Source organism: Streptomyces sp. NBC_00224, from assembly GCF_041435195.1.
Lineage (GTDB): Bacteria > Actinomycetota > Actinomycetes > Streptomycetales > Streptomycetaceae > Streptomyces.
In genome coordinates, this window is record NZ_CP108108.1 from 14,887 (window position 1) to 29,855 (window position 14,969).

Below are 14,969 nucleotides of genomic sequence, written 5' to 3' on the forward strand. Positions count from 1 at the left end.
CCGGAGGGAGAGGCACGATGCTGCAGTATCTGAACCGGTGCCCGTTCGTGGTCTCGGTGGCCATCATGCGGTACACCCCCGGCTGCCCGGACGGCGGAGACTGGACGAAGGAAGGCTGGTTTAACATCCCACCGGGCGGCACCGCGATCCCGTACGGCGACGATCTGGACGACGTAAACGCCTGGTGGTGCGACTTCATCACGGGCGGTGGGCTGGTGTGGCCGGGCTCGGGGATCATCCGCGCCCTGCCGTTGCGGGCGTTCGACTGGTGCGAATGGACGGCCAGCAGCGACTCCTTCGACGCCGACATGTTCCTGTTCAACGTGGACGACAACGAGGACCAGATCTTCGCCATCGTCCCCTGAGCCCTGAGCCCTGAGCCCTGAGCCCTGAGCCCTGAGCCCTGAGCCCTGAGCCAGGCGGTGCCGCGGTGCCGCGGGGTTTGGCATGCTGGGACGTCAGGGGCATTTAACCTTTGGGCAGTTGGCGTGATCACGGCTTAGAGGCAATACCGGTGATTTAGGTTCTTTTGGTGCGCCTGCTTGTGGGTTTGGTTGGTGGCGCCAGGGTGACGGTGTGGGTGTTGGCGGTAGCCGTCGTCGACCCAGACGTTGCGCAGGGTGGGGTGGGCGGCGGCGACCTGGTCGAGCAGGCGGGTGCCGGCCGCCGAGTCCTGCACGCTGGCGGCGGTGACCACCACCGCCAGCAGCAGGCCGAGGGTGTCGGTCACGATGCTGCGCTTGCGGCCCACGATCTTCTTGCCCGCGGCGGTGCCCTGGCTCGTGGCGGGGACGCTGGTGGAGGTTTTGACGCTCTGTGCGTCGATCACGCAGGCTGAAGGCTCGGGTGCACGGCCCTCCTGTCGTCGTACCAACTCTCGCAGCAGGCCGTTGAGCTGGGCGAAGATGCCTTCCTTCTGCCACCTGACGAAATATCCGTAGACCGTCTGGTGGGGCGGGAAGTCGTGCGGGAGATAGGCCCACTGGCATCCGGTGCGGTCCACGCGCAGGCGGGGGTGGCCCGGCCGAGGTCACCATCTTGGACTGGACGGTCACGTGGTCCCCGCGCAGGCCTGCTTACAGCTGCTGCAGCTGCGAGGGGGGATGTCCAACCAGTCGACTTGCTTGCCCGTTCGCGTGATGTCATGCCCGGCCATGGATTCCTCTGTGGTGAGGTCGGGTGTGCCTGTCCTGGTTTGCTGTGTTTGTGGTTCTCGGATCTGTGCGCGGTCGGCGGCTGTTTTTTGCTGGCCGGGGCGAGGGTGCTTCGGTCACGGTGTAGGTGTTGCCGGTGCACGTGTTTGCTCCGCTGTGTGTGATGTTGTCGGCGTGGCCGCGCGGTGAACACGGCTGTGGATTCCTGCCCGTTGAGGTTCGGTTTCGTGGTGTTGGTCGGTTGGGTGTGGGGTTTCCTGGCAGGTGTGAGTGGTGTGGGGTCTGCCGCACGATCGGGTGACATCTGAACTGGCTTGCCCTGTGGGGCGGGTGGGAAGGATGTCGCTGTGCCCAAGCCTTATCCGCAAGAGTTCCGCGAGGACGTCGTGCGGGTCGCGACGAACCGTGGCCCGGGCGTGACGGTCGAGCAGGTGGCCGCCGACTTCGGAGTGCATGCGATGACGCTGTGGAAATGGATGCGTCGCGCGGACATCGACGACGGGACCAAGCCCGGAACGACCAGCCAGGACAACGCGGAACTACGGGAAGCACGTCGGCGGATCAAGCTGCTGGAGCAGGAGAACGAGGTCCTGCGCCGGGCTGCGGCCTACCTGTCACAGGCACACCTGCCGGGAAAAGGATCTACCCGCTCGTGAAAGAGCTGGCCACGGGCGGAATTCCCGTCACGGTCACGTGCAGGGTTCTGAGACTTGCCCGCCAGCCCTACTACCGCTGGCTGGAGCGGCCGGTGACCGAGGCCGAGTTCGAGCAGGCCGCACGCGCGAACGCGTTGTTCGACGCTCACCGCGAGGATCCGGAGTTCGGCTACCGATTCCTGGCCGACGAAGCCCGCAGCGTGGGATCCGGCATGGCCGACCGGACCGCATGGCGGATCTGCCGGGACAACAACTGGTGGAGCGTGTTCGGCAAGAAGCGCGGCAGAAACAAGAAGGCCGGCCCGCCGGTGCACGACGACCTCGTCCGCCGTGACTTCACCGCGACCGGACCCAACCGGTTGTGGCTCACCGATATCACCGAACACGCCACCCGCGAAGGGAAGTTGTATCTCTGCGCGGTCAAGGACGTCTTCAGCAAGAGGATCGTGGGCTACTCGATCGATGAGCGGATGAAGTCCCGCCTGGCCGTCACAGCCCTCAACAACGCTGTCGCCCGGCGTGGACACGTCGACGGGTGCATTCTGCACAGCGATCGCGGGTCGCAGTTCCGGTCACGGAAGTTCGTCCGGGCCCTCGACCGGCACGGGATCGTCGGCTCGATAGGGAGGGTCGGGGCGGCAGGCGACAACGCGGCCATGGAGTCCTTCTTCAGCCTGCTACAGAAGAACGTCCTCGACCGCCGATCGTGGGCCACCCGCGAGGAACTGCGGATCGCGATCGTGACCTGGATCGAGAGGACCTACCACCGGCGCCGCAGACAAGCCTCGCTCGGCCGGCTGACCCCCGTCGAATTCGAGACCGTCATGACCCCACCGGCCCTTCAGGCCGCGTGACCGAACCTGTCACCCAAACCTGCACCAGACCCGTGTCCTGTCGGCTGTATTGGGTGGGGTGGTTCTTTGGAGGCGCCCTGGGTCGACGGACGCGTGGGTGTGGCCCAGCCGGTGTGTGCCTGTGGTGGTGGTGTGTGACTGCGTCGGGCCGTCAGCTGTAGCTGTTTGTTGTGCCACTGTGTGCGTTCAGTGTGGTGGTGTTGTCGTCTGCGGTCGCCGGTGCCGTCTACGCTCAGACGTTTTGCTACGTCGGTCCAGTCGGTGGCGGGGTGTTGGCAGTGGGGGCCGGGCTGGCCGGTTCCGGTGAGGGCTTTGGGTGTGAGGTGGAGGAGTTCGCCTTGGCGTTGGATGAGGCCGAGGTGGGTGAGTGTGGTGAGTTGGCGGTAGGCGGTGGCGCGGGAGATGGAGGCGGTTCCTTGGAGTTCGGCCAGTGTCTGCCCGTCTCGTTCGGCCAGTGCTGCCAGGATGGCGAGTCCGCTGCCGCCGAGTCCGTGGTGGGCGAAGGCGTCCAGGCTCATTAATCGTCGGGCGGTGTGGGTGTCGAGGTCGGCGTTGCTGTCGGTGTGCTGGGGTGGGTGGTGTCTCAGTATGAGTCCGCTCATGACCCCCCCCAGCCTGCGGCCGTTCGGGGGTGGGCTTGTGGTGAGACGGGTTCAGGGTTCTGGCGGGTTGGTGGTGGGGCGGGCTGAGGGGGGTGGTGGGGGAGAGGAGCATCCAGCGGGCGCCGTGGGTGGGGGTTCCGTGGTCGAGTTGGCGCAGGAGTCGGGCGTGGCGCAGGCGTTGGTTGGAGCGGCGGGCGGTGGTGCGGGCGCATCCCATGCGTTCGGCGAGGTCGCGTTCGGACAGGGTGTGGTCCCAGCTACCGGCTAGGGCGCAGATGTCGAGGCGGGCGATCAGGTTGCGTAAGTCGGTTTTGGCGGCGGTGCCCGGCCAGGGTGTGCGTTCGATGCGGGTGCGCAGGGCGGCCAGGGCGGCGTGGAAGTCCTGCCGGCCGCACAGCGGGTCAGTGCTCTGGATGTGCTGTTGTGCGCCGTCGAAGGCCCGGTGTAGCCAGGCGACAGCGGTGTCGTAGCCGCGGCGGTGCTGCAGGGCGCGGGCGGGCGCTCCGGCTGTGTAGGGGCCGTCCAGGAGGACTTGGACGAACGCGGCGCGGCTCCAGCCCGCGTGGGCGGCACTGGTGGCGAGGGCGCGGGTGGTGGCCCAGGCGTGGTCGGAGGCTGTGCTGTTGTGGCCGCCGCGCTGCAGGGTTGGGCGGGTGTAGGCGCCGTGCGGGTCGCCTTCGGTCAGGAGCTGGTGCATGCGCGGGGACAGCGGGCTCAGCGGATCGAGCAGACTCGCGGGCCGGGTGGAGGCCCGTTGTCCGGCGGGGGCTTGTGGCCGGGGGCGGCCGTGGGGGTCCTTGGGCGCGGCGGGGGTCTGCGGGGCGGGCATGTTGGCGCGGGTGGTCCGCTCGTGCAGGGGTGTGGGGGCGGCTGTCGCGGCTTCGGGCACCGTCATCGCGGCCGCCCAGAAGCCGTGCACCGGGTCCGTAAGCCGTCGGCAAGCGCGCTGCAGTCGTGGCCCGGACACGGGCCGTTGTGGCATCCGGGCATGCCAGGATCGCCGACAAATGCCGGTATTCTGGGCGGCGGTGAGCGGTAGAGGGCACCGTGGTGCAGCATGATGGTGATCCGTTCCTGGCGGGGTGGAACGTCAAGGCCCCTTCAGCGGGGCGTGAGGTCCGAACGGGAGTGGTCAACCGCTGTCCCGGGGCCGGGGGATGCAGGGCCCCGGGTTCTGACGGGGGGTGCGGGCCCAGGAGTTAGAGCCTTTCATGCCTGTCATGCGCGGCAACCGTATGCGCCCCGGCGGCGCTTCAGCTATTGCCCCTGTGCACCATCGAAGGCGGTTGCTCTGTCGCCTGTGCACGAGAGACGACGTTTCGTTTCCATCCACGCACCATGCACGACAGCCGGGTTGCCGTTGTGCACCACGACCCGCGCCGAGTGCCCGCCCGCCTCGCCGCCGCAGCCCCGGCGCACTCCTGCGGCGGACGCCCGCCGTGCGCGCGAGGGCGTGTATCGAAAGTATTTCCGGAGCGGTCGTCGGGCCGCTCCGCTACGGTGCGGCCATGGCGAACTTTGTGCTGATTGCAGGTGCGCGACTCGGATCGTGGGCGTGGGACGGGGTGGTGCCGCATTTGCGTGCGGCAGGCCATGGCGTCCACCCGCTGACGCTGTCCGGTCTTGCTGAAAAGCAAGGTGTGCCGGCTGGGCAGCAGACCCACGTTCAGGACATCGTTGAAGAGGCCGAGCACCAGGACCTGCGTGAAGTCATTCTGGTAGGTCACAGCTACTCGGGTGTCCCAAGCGGTCAGGCCGCCGGGCGGATCGGCGACCGGCTAGCGCACGTGGTCTTCCTTGACTCCAGTGTTCCGGCCGATGGTGAACCGTTCGTCTCCGCCTGGCCGGACGGCGGGGCGATGGTGAGGGCATCGATCGCCGAGAACGGAGGGTTCTGGCCGGTCGCGCCCGCGGCCCACTTCGAGGGCCACGGTCTCACCGATGAGCAGATCACACGGATCGTGGGCGGTTCCACGCCGCACCCGGGTGCCACGCTGACCGAACCCGCCATGCTGGAAGTGCCGCTCGGCGACCTCCCGGCGACCTACATCAAGTGCACGCTCGGTGACCCCGAGCCGAGCGACGACGTAGCCAAGCTGCTCACCAGTGGGCATTGGCGGCTTATCGAGATGGACACCGGCCACTGGCCGATGTTCTCCCAGCCACGTGAACTGGCGCAGGTCCTCCTCGACATAGCCGGGGCGTGACCGCAGGCCCATGCGGACTCCTTGCCATCCTTGTATCAACTGCCCTGATCACAGCCACTCGTTGATAGCCGTGACGAGGACAGTCGCCTCGTAGCGGACTGCGAGTTTGTCGTACCGCGTGGCTACGGCTCGGTGCCTTTTGAGGCGATTGATGCCGCACTCGACCGCGTGCCGAGCCTTGTAGTCCTGCGGGTCGAAATGCGGCGGCCGACCGCGCGAGCCGCGTTTCTTGCGGTTGCGGGCCTGGTCGGCCTTGTCGGGGATGGTGCAGCGGATCCCGCGGCGGCGCAGGTAGGCGCGGTTCTGGCGGGCGGCGTATGCCTAACGCGTGCTGTACCAGGAGCTCGTGCAAGCCCTGGTGGGCCTCGACCGCCCACATCGGTGGCTCGGCCAGGGCAGGCATCTCGGGCGCCCATCCACCGCGAAGAAGTGCTGGCGGGCCAGGTCCGCAAGCATCACGCAGAGCCGCAGGTCCTAGCCGCGCTCGTGACCGCTGCCGGGCTGGACGAAGACTGGTATCACGATGACGCAACTGCCTCAGCGGTGGGGGATTGCGGGAACGCCTGTGGTGTACCCGGTGGTTGAGGCACGATGCAGCGGTGAATCAGCCAAGTCCCGTGCCCGTCCCTCCGCCAGCGTCCCAGGCCGGCGTCGAGCACTGGTACAGCACCACCCTGAACGTATGGCAGACCGCGGCCATCGTCGGCGCAGTGATCGCCCTTGGTCCAGCCCTGCGGACCCTGTGGCGTACGACGATCGGCTGGCGCCGGTATCTGCTCAGCCGTCTGCGTCAGGTCGCCCCGGGCGTGCAGCAGATCTTCGTGGAGAACCTGTTCGGCGCCCCGACGTGGAAGCATCCGGTGGCCGCCGGTCTCACAGTGTACGTGTGGCCGCTGTCCGCAGTGGGCTATCTGACGACGTGGGCCAATGCGTCGGGCACGGTGGTGATGTACGGGATCACGACCCGTAGCCGCTGGCTGCGGCCCCGGATCCTCATCGCCGACGGCGCCCGGTTCCGCCTCGGGAAAACGCGGCTCTCCGCGGTGGACAGCCCTCAGAGGCCTCAGAGCGTTCATGCCTCTGTCGGTGCCCGACGGTTCACGTACTTCGAGGAACACTACTTCGGCAACATCTCGGGCTATCGGCACTGGTTTATCGGCGTGAACGCCGCCGGGTACCAGCCCGTCGCACCCGTGCAGGTCCCCGTGGACGAGGACACGGAGGCGAAGAAGGGGCCCGATCTGGAGCGGTTCCGAGCCCGAGCCCTGATCAACACAGTGGTCGTGGTGGGGATAGGCGCGCCCATCAATACGCCGACTATCTTCGTGGAGCACGGATTCGGGCCGGACCAGGACATGGTCCGGCTGACCCAACCTGGATACCACGCGGTCGAGAGCCGCCCGATCCGGGTGTTGGTGGCGGTACGGGACTGGCGTGCCCGGCGTTCGTGGAGACGCCAAGAGCGCCGTCTGGCTCGTAACACGGAGCCGACCTGACACGGGATTACTCGTGGTGGTCATGCAGAGGTGAGATGTGTACGACTCCAGGGCTCGCTGAGCCTGGTGAGGGGAGTAGCCCAGCTCCGGCCCGGAGCTGGGCTACTCCCCTCACTCAGACGTGGATGCGGGAAGGTCCTTCCACCGTTCACCTTTGCCAGCGGCGCGGCAGCAGGCTGCGCCAGCTGAACCGCAGGCGGGGTGAGGGGACGCGGGGGAGGGGTGCGTGCGGAGGCGGAGGCGGCAGGGTGGGGCGCGGAGGCAGCGGTGCGGGCGCGACGCTCTCCGCAGCGGTGGTGTCCGTCGGCGGTGCCAACGGGGCCCCGTCCCCCGCGACATCCTCCGGCTCAATGGGGAGCAGGGCGGGTGCGGCGCTTTGCTGCCCGTCCGCCAAGCGCTGGGCGTGTTCGCGGGCGAGGCGGCGGCGGTGTGCTTCACGGCCGTTCTGCGCGTTTTCCAGGGCGGTCATCAGGCCGAAGGAGGCGGTGGGACGGAAGCCGGTGTGCTGTCCCAAGGTGAGCAGGGGCAGGGGGATCAGGCCCCACCAGGCGGCGCCGTCGGCGGGGTAAGGGTGGGAGATCTTCCAGTCCCGCGACCAGGAGGCCATTTCCCCGCTCCAGTCCTCGCCTTCGAGGGCGGGATGGGTGCCGGGGTGGCCACCGTAGGGGATGAGGACGGTGTCCTTGGTGATCCAGCAGACCGCGCCGCCCGCCTGGATGAGCTGCCGCTGGACGGGGGTGGGTCGCACCTTGTGGTGGGTGTCCGGGGTGCCGTGGGGGCGGACTTTGACGGTTCCGGCGGCCATGTATTGCTGGGTGTCGTCGCGGTCGAAGAACCACCAGTGGGTGGCGTTCGGGCCGTACTGGGTTTGTACGGTATGCAGGCGGGCATCTGCCACGGCTTTGGTGAGCGGGCGGCGCGGCCGTTCGATGATGACCGCTTGGTCGCCGTGGTGGATGACGAGGGCGGGGGGCAGCTCCCAGCGCTGTCCGGCGAGGCGGGGGTCGATCTGGAGGCAGGCGGTCGCGCCAGGCAGGGCGTGCCCCAGCTGGTCGCGCAGGTCAAGGATGACGGTGAGGTCGGCCTGGACGTCGGCCTGGTGGGGGCCCGGGGCCGTGCACTGCTCGGTGCCAGGGGCGTTGTAGTCGTGGCGGAATCGGGGCGTGAAGCCGGAGTGGGGGGTGGCCGGGCCCGTGAACGTCAGCGTCGCTCCGCAGGCGCAGCACCGGTAGCGGCCGCCGGCCTTGCCGCGGGGCAGGCGGCCAGCGGCGCCCGGTTCCCGGCGCAGGTCGATGACCCTGCCGTCGTCGCCGGTGTCGATGGCGAGTTCGCTCATGCGGGGCAGTTTGCTGTGCGTACGCCCGCAGCGTGATCGTTTTGTGGGGATCGTCAGCTGCCCGGGACTGGCGGTGCGGGCGGAGACGCGGCGGGACCGGGTGGCGGCGGACGCGGTAGGACGGGTCATGCGGGGCAACTCCCAAGGGACGTAAGGCGGGTTGGGGGCCGAGCGGTTCTGGTCATGAGCCTTGCGCCCTGCTGTGTGTCCGGCACTTTGTCCGTATCCTTCGACCAGGTGAACTCCGGACAAGGACCTCTTTGTCCGGGACACGGCCGGACAATGCCGGGGGGCGTCATGGCGGGTGCGAAGGGCCGGGGCCGTGGCTGGCGGCCGTTGCGAGCGCAGACGCACCAGGCGGCGGAACTGGCCACGTTCCTGCGGGCGCTGATGGACGAGCACGGCATCACGGTGCGCGCGCTCGCGGAGGCGACCCGCTGGGGGAAGTCGACGATCAGCGACAACCTGGACGGGCGGGTGCCTTCCAAGCAGTTCGTCACCGGCCTGGTCCAGGCGGTGGTCCGCGAGCCCCGCAAGCGCGACATCGACCTCAAGCAGGCCTGGGCGCTGTGGGAGGCAGCGGACAAGCCGCCCGCGCCTCCGTCACCGCACTCGGGGGCCAGCGGCGGAGCGCTGGCGGTACGGGCCACCCAGGAGGAGCTGATCTCCCTCACCCGCCAGACCCTGGACTTGGAGCGGGAGCGGGCGGGCACCCACCAGCTGGTCCTGCTGCTGATGCGGCTGGTCTCCACCCTTCAGACCGAGGTTGCCCACGCCCGGGAAGTGCCTGACGCCCGCGCGAAGCTGAAGGCGTTAGAGGACCAGTTACATACCGCCCAAGTGGATCTGGAACGCGCCCGGCAGGCTCGGGAGGAGGCGGAACTCCTGGCCGACCGCGCCCAGCAGCAGAGCACCGCGCTCCAGGAGGAGCTCGCCCAGCTCCGCGCCGCCGCGCCGCCGATCACCATCGCTTTCCGCCTCGGTCCCCAGGACCTGCCTGCGGAACTGCAGGAGGAGTACTTCCTGGCCGATCCGGACCGGGCGCTGCGCACCGCCGAGGCGATGCTGGTGAAGGGAGCTGAACACCGTTCCGAGCTGGAGGGCTCCATCGCTCCGGCGGACCCGTGGCAGGCTCGGCAGGTGGGCGAGGGCTGGCTGCTGGTGGCGCTGGTGCTGGGCCGGGTCCTGGGCTGTCTGCTGATGATGGTGGGCGCCAGCCTGCACTATGCGCTCAAGACCTGGGTAACGTCGTCAACGGTCTGGCTGGGCTTCCCCGACCTGCTGGTGCTCGTCGGCATCGCGCTGCTGTACGACCCATGGGACATCGTCTGGGACACCGCGCGCCCGCTGCTGCTGCGGCTGATCGGCGACCGGGACGAGCCAGTGGTGTGGCCGCTGACGGTGGAAGAGGCGCTGACTCGGGCCTTGAGGCTGCCGTGGGCAGTGGCCGCGGCCACCGCCACGGTGCTGAGCCTGGCCACGGTCAGCTGGTGGTCCCTGTGGCTGCTGGCCGCCACCGTCCCGGCCGCCCTGGGGACCATGGCGTACACGGTGCTGGGGCGCAACCGGCCCGTGGTAGCGCTGGTCGCGCCGGTGTTGTCGAGCGGGCTGGCTGTGCTTCGGCCGTTGCTGCCAGGCCCGGCTGCGACCGGGGCTATGCCCTCCCAGACCACGGCGACGGAACGCTGACAACAACACGTCACCTGGGGCTCTCCAGCTCGCTGCCGGGAGGCCGTGTCATCCGATGGTCACCGTCACGTTGTACAAGCCGCTCGCGCCGACGGCCGTGGCGGTCGAGCACCGGCGAGGGGCGGGGAGGGCTGGCCTACTGCGTGCTCTTTGTCGTTCAGGGCCCTTGTCGACGTACGCGCGGACCAGACCGGCCACTTCGGCCGCGGTCAGTTCCCTGGTCCAGCGTCGGCTGCAGTGCGAGGTGCAGCTCAGCAAGAAGTACTGCGCCGAGCCGTCGGCGTACCGCGCGGCGACCGCGACCGACCATGCGCGGCTCGCGCGCTGTGCGCTGCGCAGCGTCGTCGCGGACGCGGGTGGTGGCTGCGCATCCGCTGCCGGGCCGGGCAACTCGGGCCCGGACCATCGGCTGCGCAAGTCGGACCTGCGCACTCGACACCTCGCCAGTGCCGCTGCGCAGCCACACGTTGGCGAACAGCTGCGCATAGCGCGCTGGATCGGCGGCTGCCGCACTGCGCATCGGCGGGGCCTGGCCGGGACGGCTGCCTGAACTGACGTCGGGCTGCAGATGAGGGCGACTGCCAGCGCGACGGGGTCCTGAGGCGACAATGGCCAGGGCGGCCAGGCGGGAGGGTCGGACGCGGTGCCGCAGCGCGACGGGGTGGCTCTGTGCAGCCTTGCCGGAGGGCATGGTCAAAGATCCAGGCTAGAACGTGTAGTTGCTGACGTCGAAGAAATCCGCTGCCCCCGACCACACCACCTGCCACCAGACCCCCACCACGGTCACGAAGAGGTCACAGGAGTCGTGGTCGAGGTCATGGTCGGCCCCACCATGGCCCCCACCACGGCCCGGGCCCGGGCCTACGGGAAGGTGTACCAGCAGCGCGCGGTCCCCAGGTCGGCCGCTGGGGGCGAACATATGCGGTGCCGCCACCGCATCCGCGTGCCCGCGCGCTGGTGGAAGCCAGCCAGACCGGCTGAACGGCCGTGCCGTGTGTCATGCGGAACTGCGCATCGGAAGATCAGGACTCTTCGACTGGTTGCGCAGCCATGACGTGCACGGTGACTGCGCAGACTCCATACCCGGTTGCACAGACTGATTGCGCAACGCCCCTCCGGAGCTGCGCAGTTGAGCTACGCCCAGGGCCGCGCAGCGAGGGGACGGTGGCGTGGTGGGCCCGACCATGAGCCCGGCCACGGCAAACAGAGGTTCCCGGTGGTGGCTCGTGACCATGGTCGGGGCCCGTGGCCCCAACGGGTGGAGCCAGCCCGCCGCGGTCTGCCACCGCCTCCACAGCCGTCCGCACGGCCTCCTGTTCCGGGTGGGAGTCGGCGTACCCGGGACTCTTACCCGTACCAGGGACGGCGGCTGCTGTCCGGCGGTGCCTGTCCTGTCAACGCAGCACGCGGCCCCGACCGGTTTGTCGACCAAGAGGGCCCGACCACGGTCACGAAAGGATTACACATGTCCTGGTCGGCCCGACCACGACATTTCGACTACGTGGAGTCGCCCCTGTGAATGCGGATCTTTCGGCCCGGGCCGCCGTGAGCGCATCGATCTGCCGTTTGGCTTCTGGTCGCTGGTGGACACGGGGGTACCCGATCGTCATCTCGGTGCGGATGAGCGGCTCGGCGAGGCACTGTCGCGTCCGCGCCTTCGGCCTCGACGGTGGTCGCCAGATCGCCGCCGGTGTGGGCGCAGGCGAGGGCGGCACGGTAGCCAGGCTGGTCCCGACATCGAACCGGGCGGCGCCGGGGCACCGTCGTCCGTGCCGCATCACGACCACCACGACACTCAGCAGGGTGCTGGGCAGCCTGGGGCGTCTGGTCACCAGCTGCTCGCCGACTGGTCGGCGGTCGCGTGGTCGGCGGGCAGGGAACCGACTGGGGTCGCCCCGGTCTGATCCGGGTTCGCGGCACGCAGCCAGGCAGCTTCGTCGGCGTCCCGGCCCTGGGCAGGCGGCCGTCTCTCCCCCCTTGCCGGTCGGTTTGAACGTGGCTGCTTGTGCTCATTCACCACACCCGCAGAACGATCGACAGCCTCGTGCACCGCCCTTCAGTCCGGGCGTTCACCGCCTTCCTGCCCCATCTATAAGGGCCTGCGGCCGCTTGTTGGGCGGGCGGGGAATCGGAACCTGGCGTGGGGGCGGTTGCCGAGCGCACGGCATCGGCTGATTGCTACGGTCCTGGCTATGACCGCGACTGTGTCCCGCGTAGTTGATCTCCGCAAAGAGCCGATCGAGGAAGCACTGGACCGTGTGGAAAGTGCTTTGCACGTGCGCCTTGACCGGGCGTCCGTCGTACGCAAGCGCCGGTCGGTGGGGGCGCGCACGGACCGGGAGAGCTGGGTACGTATCGAAAGGCGCGGGCTCGACCGGATCGGCTCGCAGGGCGGGGACGGGACCGCGGCTGCCGAAGCCCTGCACGGGGTCGCTAAACCTGCGTGGTACGGCAGCGTGGCGTGGCGGGATGCGGAGGAGCCAGTGATGTGGCGGGCCGATGAGACCGCGCTCCTTTCCGGGCAGCCTGTCGGTTCGGCGATCGCGAGTGAGGACCCGGAGCTGCCGGACGCATGGTGGGCGGCGCTGAACGCGTCCCTCGGTGCGCTGGCCGCGCAGCACACCTACCGCACTGCCACCCCTGACACCGAGGCCATCACGCAGGAACTGGTCACCCAGACCATCCACGGCGTGTTCGCCGGTGTCGACACCATGGTGGACGAGTGGACGCCTGCGCACGCGGATCTGAACTGGGCGAACATGACTGCGCCGACGTTCTGCCTGTTCGACTGGGAGGACTGGGGGCTTGCCCCACGAGGGCTGGACACGGCCACTCTGTGGGCTGCCTCCCTCGCGGTCCCGGCTCTGGCCGACTGCGTCCGCCAGGAGCGGCGTAGCGATCTGGAGAGCCGGGACGGCAAGCTCATGCTTCTTTTCGCCGCAGCGAAGATCCTTGGTCCACATGCCCACCCGGAGGACCCACGCCTGACAGCAGCCCGCGCCGTGGCAGAGCAAACGGTGCGGGAACTTCAGTCAGCCTGACGACTGCGCAGCAGGTCGCGGTACTGCCTGACCATCGCGTGATCGACCTCGTACGTCAGGCAGGAGGCCGATTCCTTGAGATGGCCGAGGTCGTCTGTCCCGAGGGCCACGGCATCCACCACCGGGAGCTCGAAGGCGGTACGAAGCGCAGCCTGCACCGGCGTGGCCGAGTCGGCCTCACGCAGGAAGGTCCGCGGGTCGAACGCCTTCCAGACCGGCGTGGCCGTACTCCCGCCGAGCGGGCTCATGCCCCAGACCGATGAGGGCTGCCATTGCTTGGCGAGGAGTTCGGCGGAATCCAGGATGTCGATCCCGACGAGCAGGCCGCAGCGCAGCATCAGTACCCCAGGGCTGGGAAGTGTGTTGACCTGGCCGAGGAGGGGGCGTGGGTCCCAGGTGGAGACGCCCCACCCTCCGCACCGGCCTGCGGCTGCGGCGTCGGCGAGCATGCCGCACGCCTCGGCCAGCGCATCGCCTGTCGGGGCGGAGTGCTCGGGGTTGTGCAAGAGCACCCACTCCGGCTCGCGTCCCAGATCCCGCACCGCCTCATCAACCGCTGTGCTCAGGCGGGCAGGGTCGAGTGAATGGCCATCGGGGAAGTAGCCGACCTTTGTAGACACCGAGAACCTCGGCAGCAGATCGCCCGCCACTCGGGCAAGAGTCTCGTGGGAGCGGAACTGGAAGTAGACGTAGGCGGTATCGAAGGCGGTGACGCCGAGATCCAGTGCACCCGTCAGCAGACGGCGTTCGTGACGAGACCGGTGTAACCCGAGGACAGTTCGTCGGTCAGTGGCGCGCACAGATCCTCCTTCACCAAGATTTCCGCTACGTCGTACGCCTCGGCACCGACGACGGCCGCGGCCTCGTCCAGCACGATGGGCTCCCCGCTGAGGAGCACCCGGATCGCGGGGAGCGCCTTGGCTGCCAGAGTGAGCCGCTTCCCGGCCGCGATGACGTGCACGGTATTGCCGCTGGTGTGGATCTGAGGAGGGAAGTGGGTGGCGCAGACCACGGTGTCGAGGGGCCCGAAGATGTCGAGGAACGGCACATGGCGGCCCGGGGCCGTGTTGTGTTCGTACGCCGTAAGGAAGTCTGCGGGCGGGCGCTCGACGACGAGCCGGGCAGCTGCCTCCATCAGGGAGGCATGGCCGGCTGCGTGCTGGCGGTCGAGGTCGTGGCGGAACACTTCGTGTTCACGGCACCAGTCGCCCAGCCAGGCGAGCCAGCTCGCGCCGGTGCGCTTCGTTATACCGAAGGTGACGTGAAGGCTGTATCCGCTGCCCTTCTCCGCGCGGGTGGCCTGATGCCAGTGGCCTCGCGGAATGTGCATGATGTCGCCGGCCCGGAGCACGCCATCGAAGAGCACGGTGTCGCTCGGGATGCTGTTGGGGTCGGCGTCCCGGTACATGGGAGCGGTACGGGTGGTCTCGCGGACCTGCCACTTCTTCTCGCCGGCGAGCTGGATAACGATTACGTCGTGGTCGTCCCAATGCAGCGGGAAGCCGGAAGCCTCATTCGTCGTCAGATACGCGTTGACCTGGACCCGCTCGTGTGACCACCACTGCAGGGCGCGGCAGGCCACCTCCATGGTCGGGTCGAAGACGTTGAGCTGGTCCAGGATGAGCGTGGCGCCCTCATCCAGCAGCCTGCCGAGCCGGTGCATGTTGACCATGGGAATGCTCTGCCCCCGCGGGCTGACGGTGTCGGTGACGTACACCGCCGGATGGACCTCTTCGCCCTTTTGGAAGACCCGGAATTGCGGACGGTTCAAACTGCGCCGCATCGCGATGTCCAGCAGCCGGTTGGGGGTCAGGACTCGTGACAGCAGCCCCGTGTCGTCGCAGCGCCCGCACACGAACGCCTTCCCGACCTGCTCGGCCCCCTTCCAGCCCAGCGCGCCTTCGATGGCATTGATCAACCGGTGCTCCATGACT

Annotated in this window: 11 protein-coding genes and 2 pseudogenes; 7 read left to right on the forward strand and 6 right to left on the reverse strand. The window is 68.7% G+C overall.

The features are described from left to right. Window positions 1-17: 17 nt before the first annotated feature. Window positions 18-365 (forward strand): hypothetical protein, encoded by a 348-nt coding sequence (locus tag OG965_RS41040; RefSeq protein WP_371657238.1) that lies wholly within the window; start codon window positions 18-20, stop codon window positions 363-365. A 134-nt stretch (window positions 366-499) separates the two neighbouring features. Here OG965_RS41040 and OG965_RS41045 read toward each other — a convergent pair. Beyond that, a pseudogene (locus OG965_RS41045) lies at window positions 500-1,009 on the reverse strand (IS5 family transposase); the annotation flags it as partial. Between the two features lie 492 nt (window positions 1,010-1,501). On the opposite strand from OG965_RS41045, the gene OG965_RS41050 reads away from it, so the two are divergent. Next, window positions 1,502-2,664, forward strand: a protein-coding gene (locus OG965_RS41050; protein ID WP_371657239.1) for an IS3 family transposase whose coding sequence is annotated in 2 segments (ribosomal slippage) — window positions 1,502-1,786 and window positions 1,789-2,664 — 1,161 coding nt in all. Because the reading frame shifts where the segments join, the coding sequence is not laid out codon by codon here. Here the strand turns inward: OG965_RS41050 and OG965_RS41055 are convergent. Next, on the reverse strand, window positions 2,652-3,266 hold the full coding sequence (locus OG965_RS41055) for a helix-turn-helix domain-containing protein (RefSeq protein WP_371657240.1): 615 nt from the start codon (window positions 3,264-3,266) through the stop codon (window positions 2,652-2,654). The two genes, OG965_RS41050 and OG965_RS41055, sit on opposite strands and share 13 nt — an antisense overlap. Before the next feature lie 1,508 nt (window positions 3,267-4,774). Here OG965_RS41055 and OG965_RS41060 point away from each other — a divergent pair. Continuing rightward, window positions 4,775-5,473 carry an alpha/beta fold hydrolase gene (locus OG965_RS41060; protein ID WP_371657241.1) on the forward strand — a complete coding sequence of 233 codons (699 nt, stop codon included), beginning with the start codon at window positions 4,775-4,777 and terminating at the stop codon, window positions 5,471-5,473. Window positions 5,474-5,521: 48 nt separating this feature from the next. Here the strand turns inward: OG965_RS41060 and OG965_RS41065 are convergent. Continuing rightward, a pseudogene (locus OG965_RS41065) lies at window positions 5,522-5,779 on the reverse strand (IS5/IS1182 family transposase); the annotation flags it as partial. A 311-nt stretch (window positions 5,780-6,090) separates the two neighbouring features. Here OG965_RS41065 and OG965_RS41070 point away from each other — a divergent pair. Further along, on the forward strand, window positions 6,091-6,969 hold the full coding sequence (locus OG965_RS41070; protein WP_371657242.1) for an ETEC_3214 domain-containing protein: 879 nt from the start codon (window positions 6,091-6,093) through the stop codon (window positions 6,967-6,969). Window positions 6,970-7,117: 148 nt separating this feature from the next. Here the strand turns inward: OG965_RS41070 and OG965_RS41075 are convergent, their stop codons facing one another. Next, a complete protein-coding gene (locus OG965_RS41075) occupies window positions 7,118-8,305 on the reverse strand; it encodes a hypothetical protein (protein WP_371657243.1) in 1,188 nt (395 codons plus the stop codon). A gap of 297 nt (window positions 8,306-8,602) precedes the next feature. Between OG965_RS41075 and OG965_RS41080 the strand changes: the two genes are divergently transcribed. From OG965_RS41080 to OG965_RS41090, 3 genes are all read left to right on the forward strand, one after another. Next, window positions 8,603-9,994: a helix-turn-helix domain-containing protein gene (locus tag OG965_RS41080; protein WP_371657244.1), complete on the forward strand. Its 1,392-nt coding sequence runs from the start codon at window positions 8,603-8,605 to the stop codon at window positions 9,992-9,994. Between the two features lie 244 nt (window positions 9,995-10,238). Then, the gene (locus tag OG965_RS41085; protein ID WP_371657245.1) at window positions 10,239-10,544 is read left to right on the forward strand and encodes a hypothetical protein; all 306 of its coding nucleotides are present in this window, start codon (window positions 10,239-10,241) and stop codon (window positions 10,542-10,544) included. Between the two features lie 1,642 nt (window positions 10,545-12,186). Next, complete coding sequence (locus OG965_RS41090) at window positions 12,187-13,035, forward strand: hypothetical protein (protein WP_371657246.1); 849 nt, start codon at window positions 12,187-12,189, stop codon at window positions 13,033-13,035. Here OG965_RS41090 and OG965_RS41095 read toward each other — a convergent pair. Both OG965_RS41095 and OG965_RS41100 read right to left on the reverse strand, forming a co-directional pair. Next, window positions 13,023-13,835, reverse strand: a complete 813-nt coding sequence (locus tag OG965_RS41095; protein ID WP_371657247.1) for an aldo/keto reductase — start codon at window positions 13,833-13,835, stop codon at window positions 13,023-13,025. The two genes, OG965_RS41090 and OG965_RS41095, sit on opposite strands and share 13 nt — an antisense overlap. Then, a complete protein-coding gene (locus OG965_RS41100) occupies window positions 13,769-14,965 on the reverse strand; it encodes a JmjC domain-containing protein (RefSeq protein ID WP_371657248.1) in 1,197 nt (398 codons plus the stop codon). Before OG965_RS41100 ends, OG965_RS41095 begins: the two co-directional genes overlap by 67 nt. Window positions 14,966-14,969: the final 4 nt, after the last annotated feature.

What these genes read in the sequence shown, in the direction of transcription:
- OG965_RS41075 (WP_371657243.1), bottom strand. Translation starts at nt 8,305, where the DNA reads ATGAGCGAACTCGCCATCGACACCGGCGACGACGGCAGGGTCATCGAC.
- OG965_RS41055 (WP_371657240.1), bottom strand. Translation starts at nt 3,266, where the DNA reads ATGAGCGGACTCATACTGAGACACCACCCACCCCAGCACACCGACAGC.
- OG965_RS41060 (WP_371657241.1), top strand. Translation starts at nt 4,775, where the DNA reads ATGGCGAACTTTGTGCTGATTGCAGGTGCGCGACTCGGATCGTGGGCG.
- OG965_RS41080 (WP_371657244.1), top strand. Translation starts at nt 8,603, where the DNA reads ATGGCGGGTGCGAAGGGCCGGGGCCGTGGCTGGCGGCCGTTGCGAGCG.
- OG965_RS41100 (WP_371657248.1), bottom strand. Translation starts at nt 14,965, where the DNA reads ATGGAGCACCGGTTGATCAATGCCATCGAAGGCGCGCTGGGCTGGAAG.
- OG965_RS41090 (WP_371657246.1), top strand. Translation starts at nt 12,187, where the DNA reads ATGACCGCGACTGTGTCCCGCGTAGTTGATCTCCGCAAAGAGCCGATC.
- OG965_RS41040 (WP_371657238.1), top strand. Translation starts at nt 18, where the DNA reads ATGCTGCAGTATCTGAACCGGTGCCCGTTCGTGGTCTCGGTGGCCATC.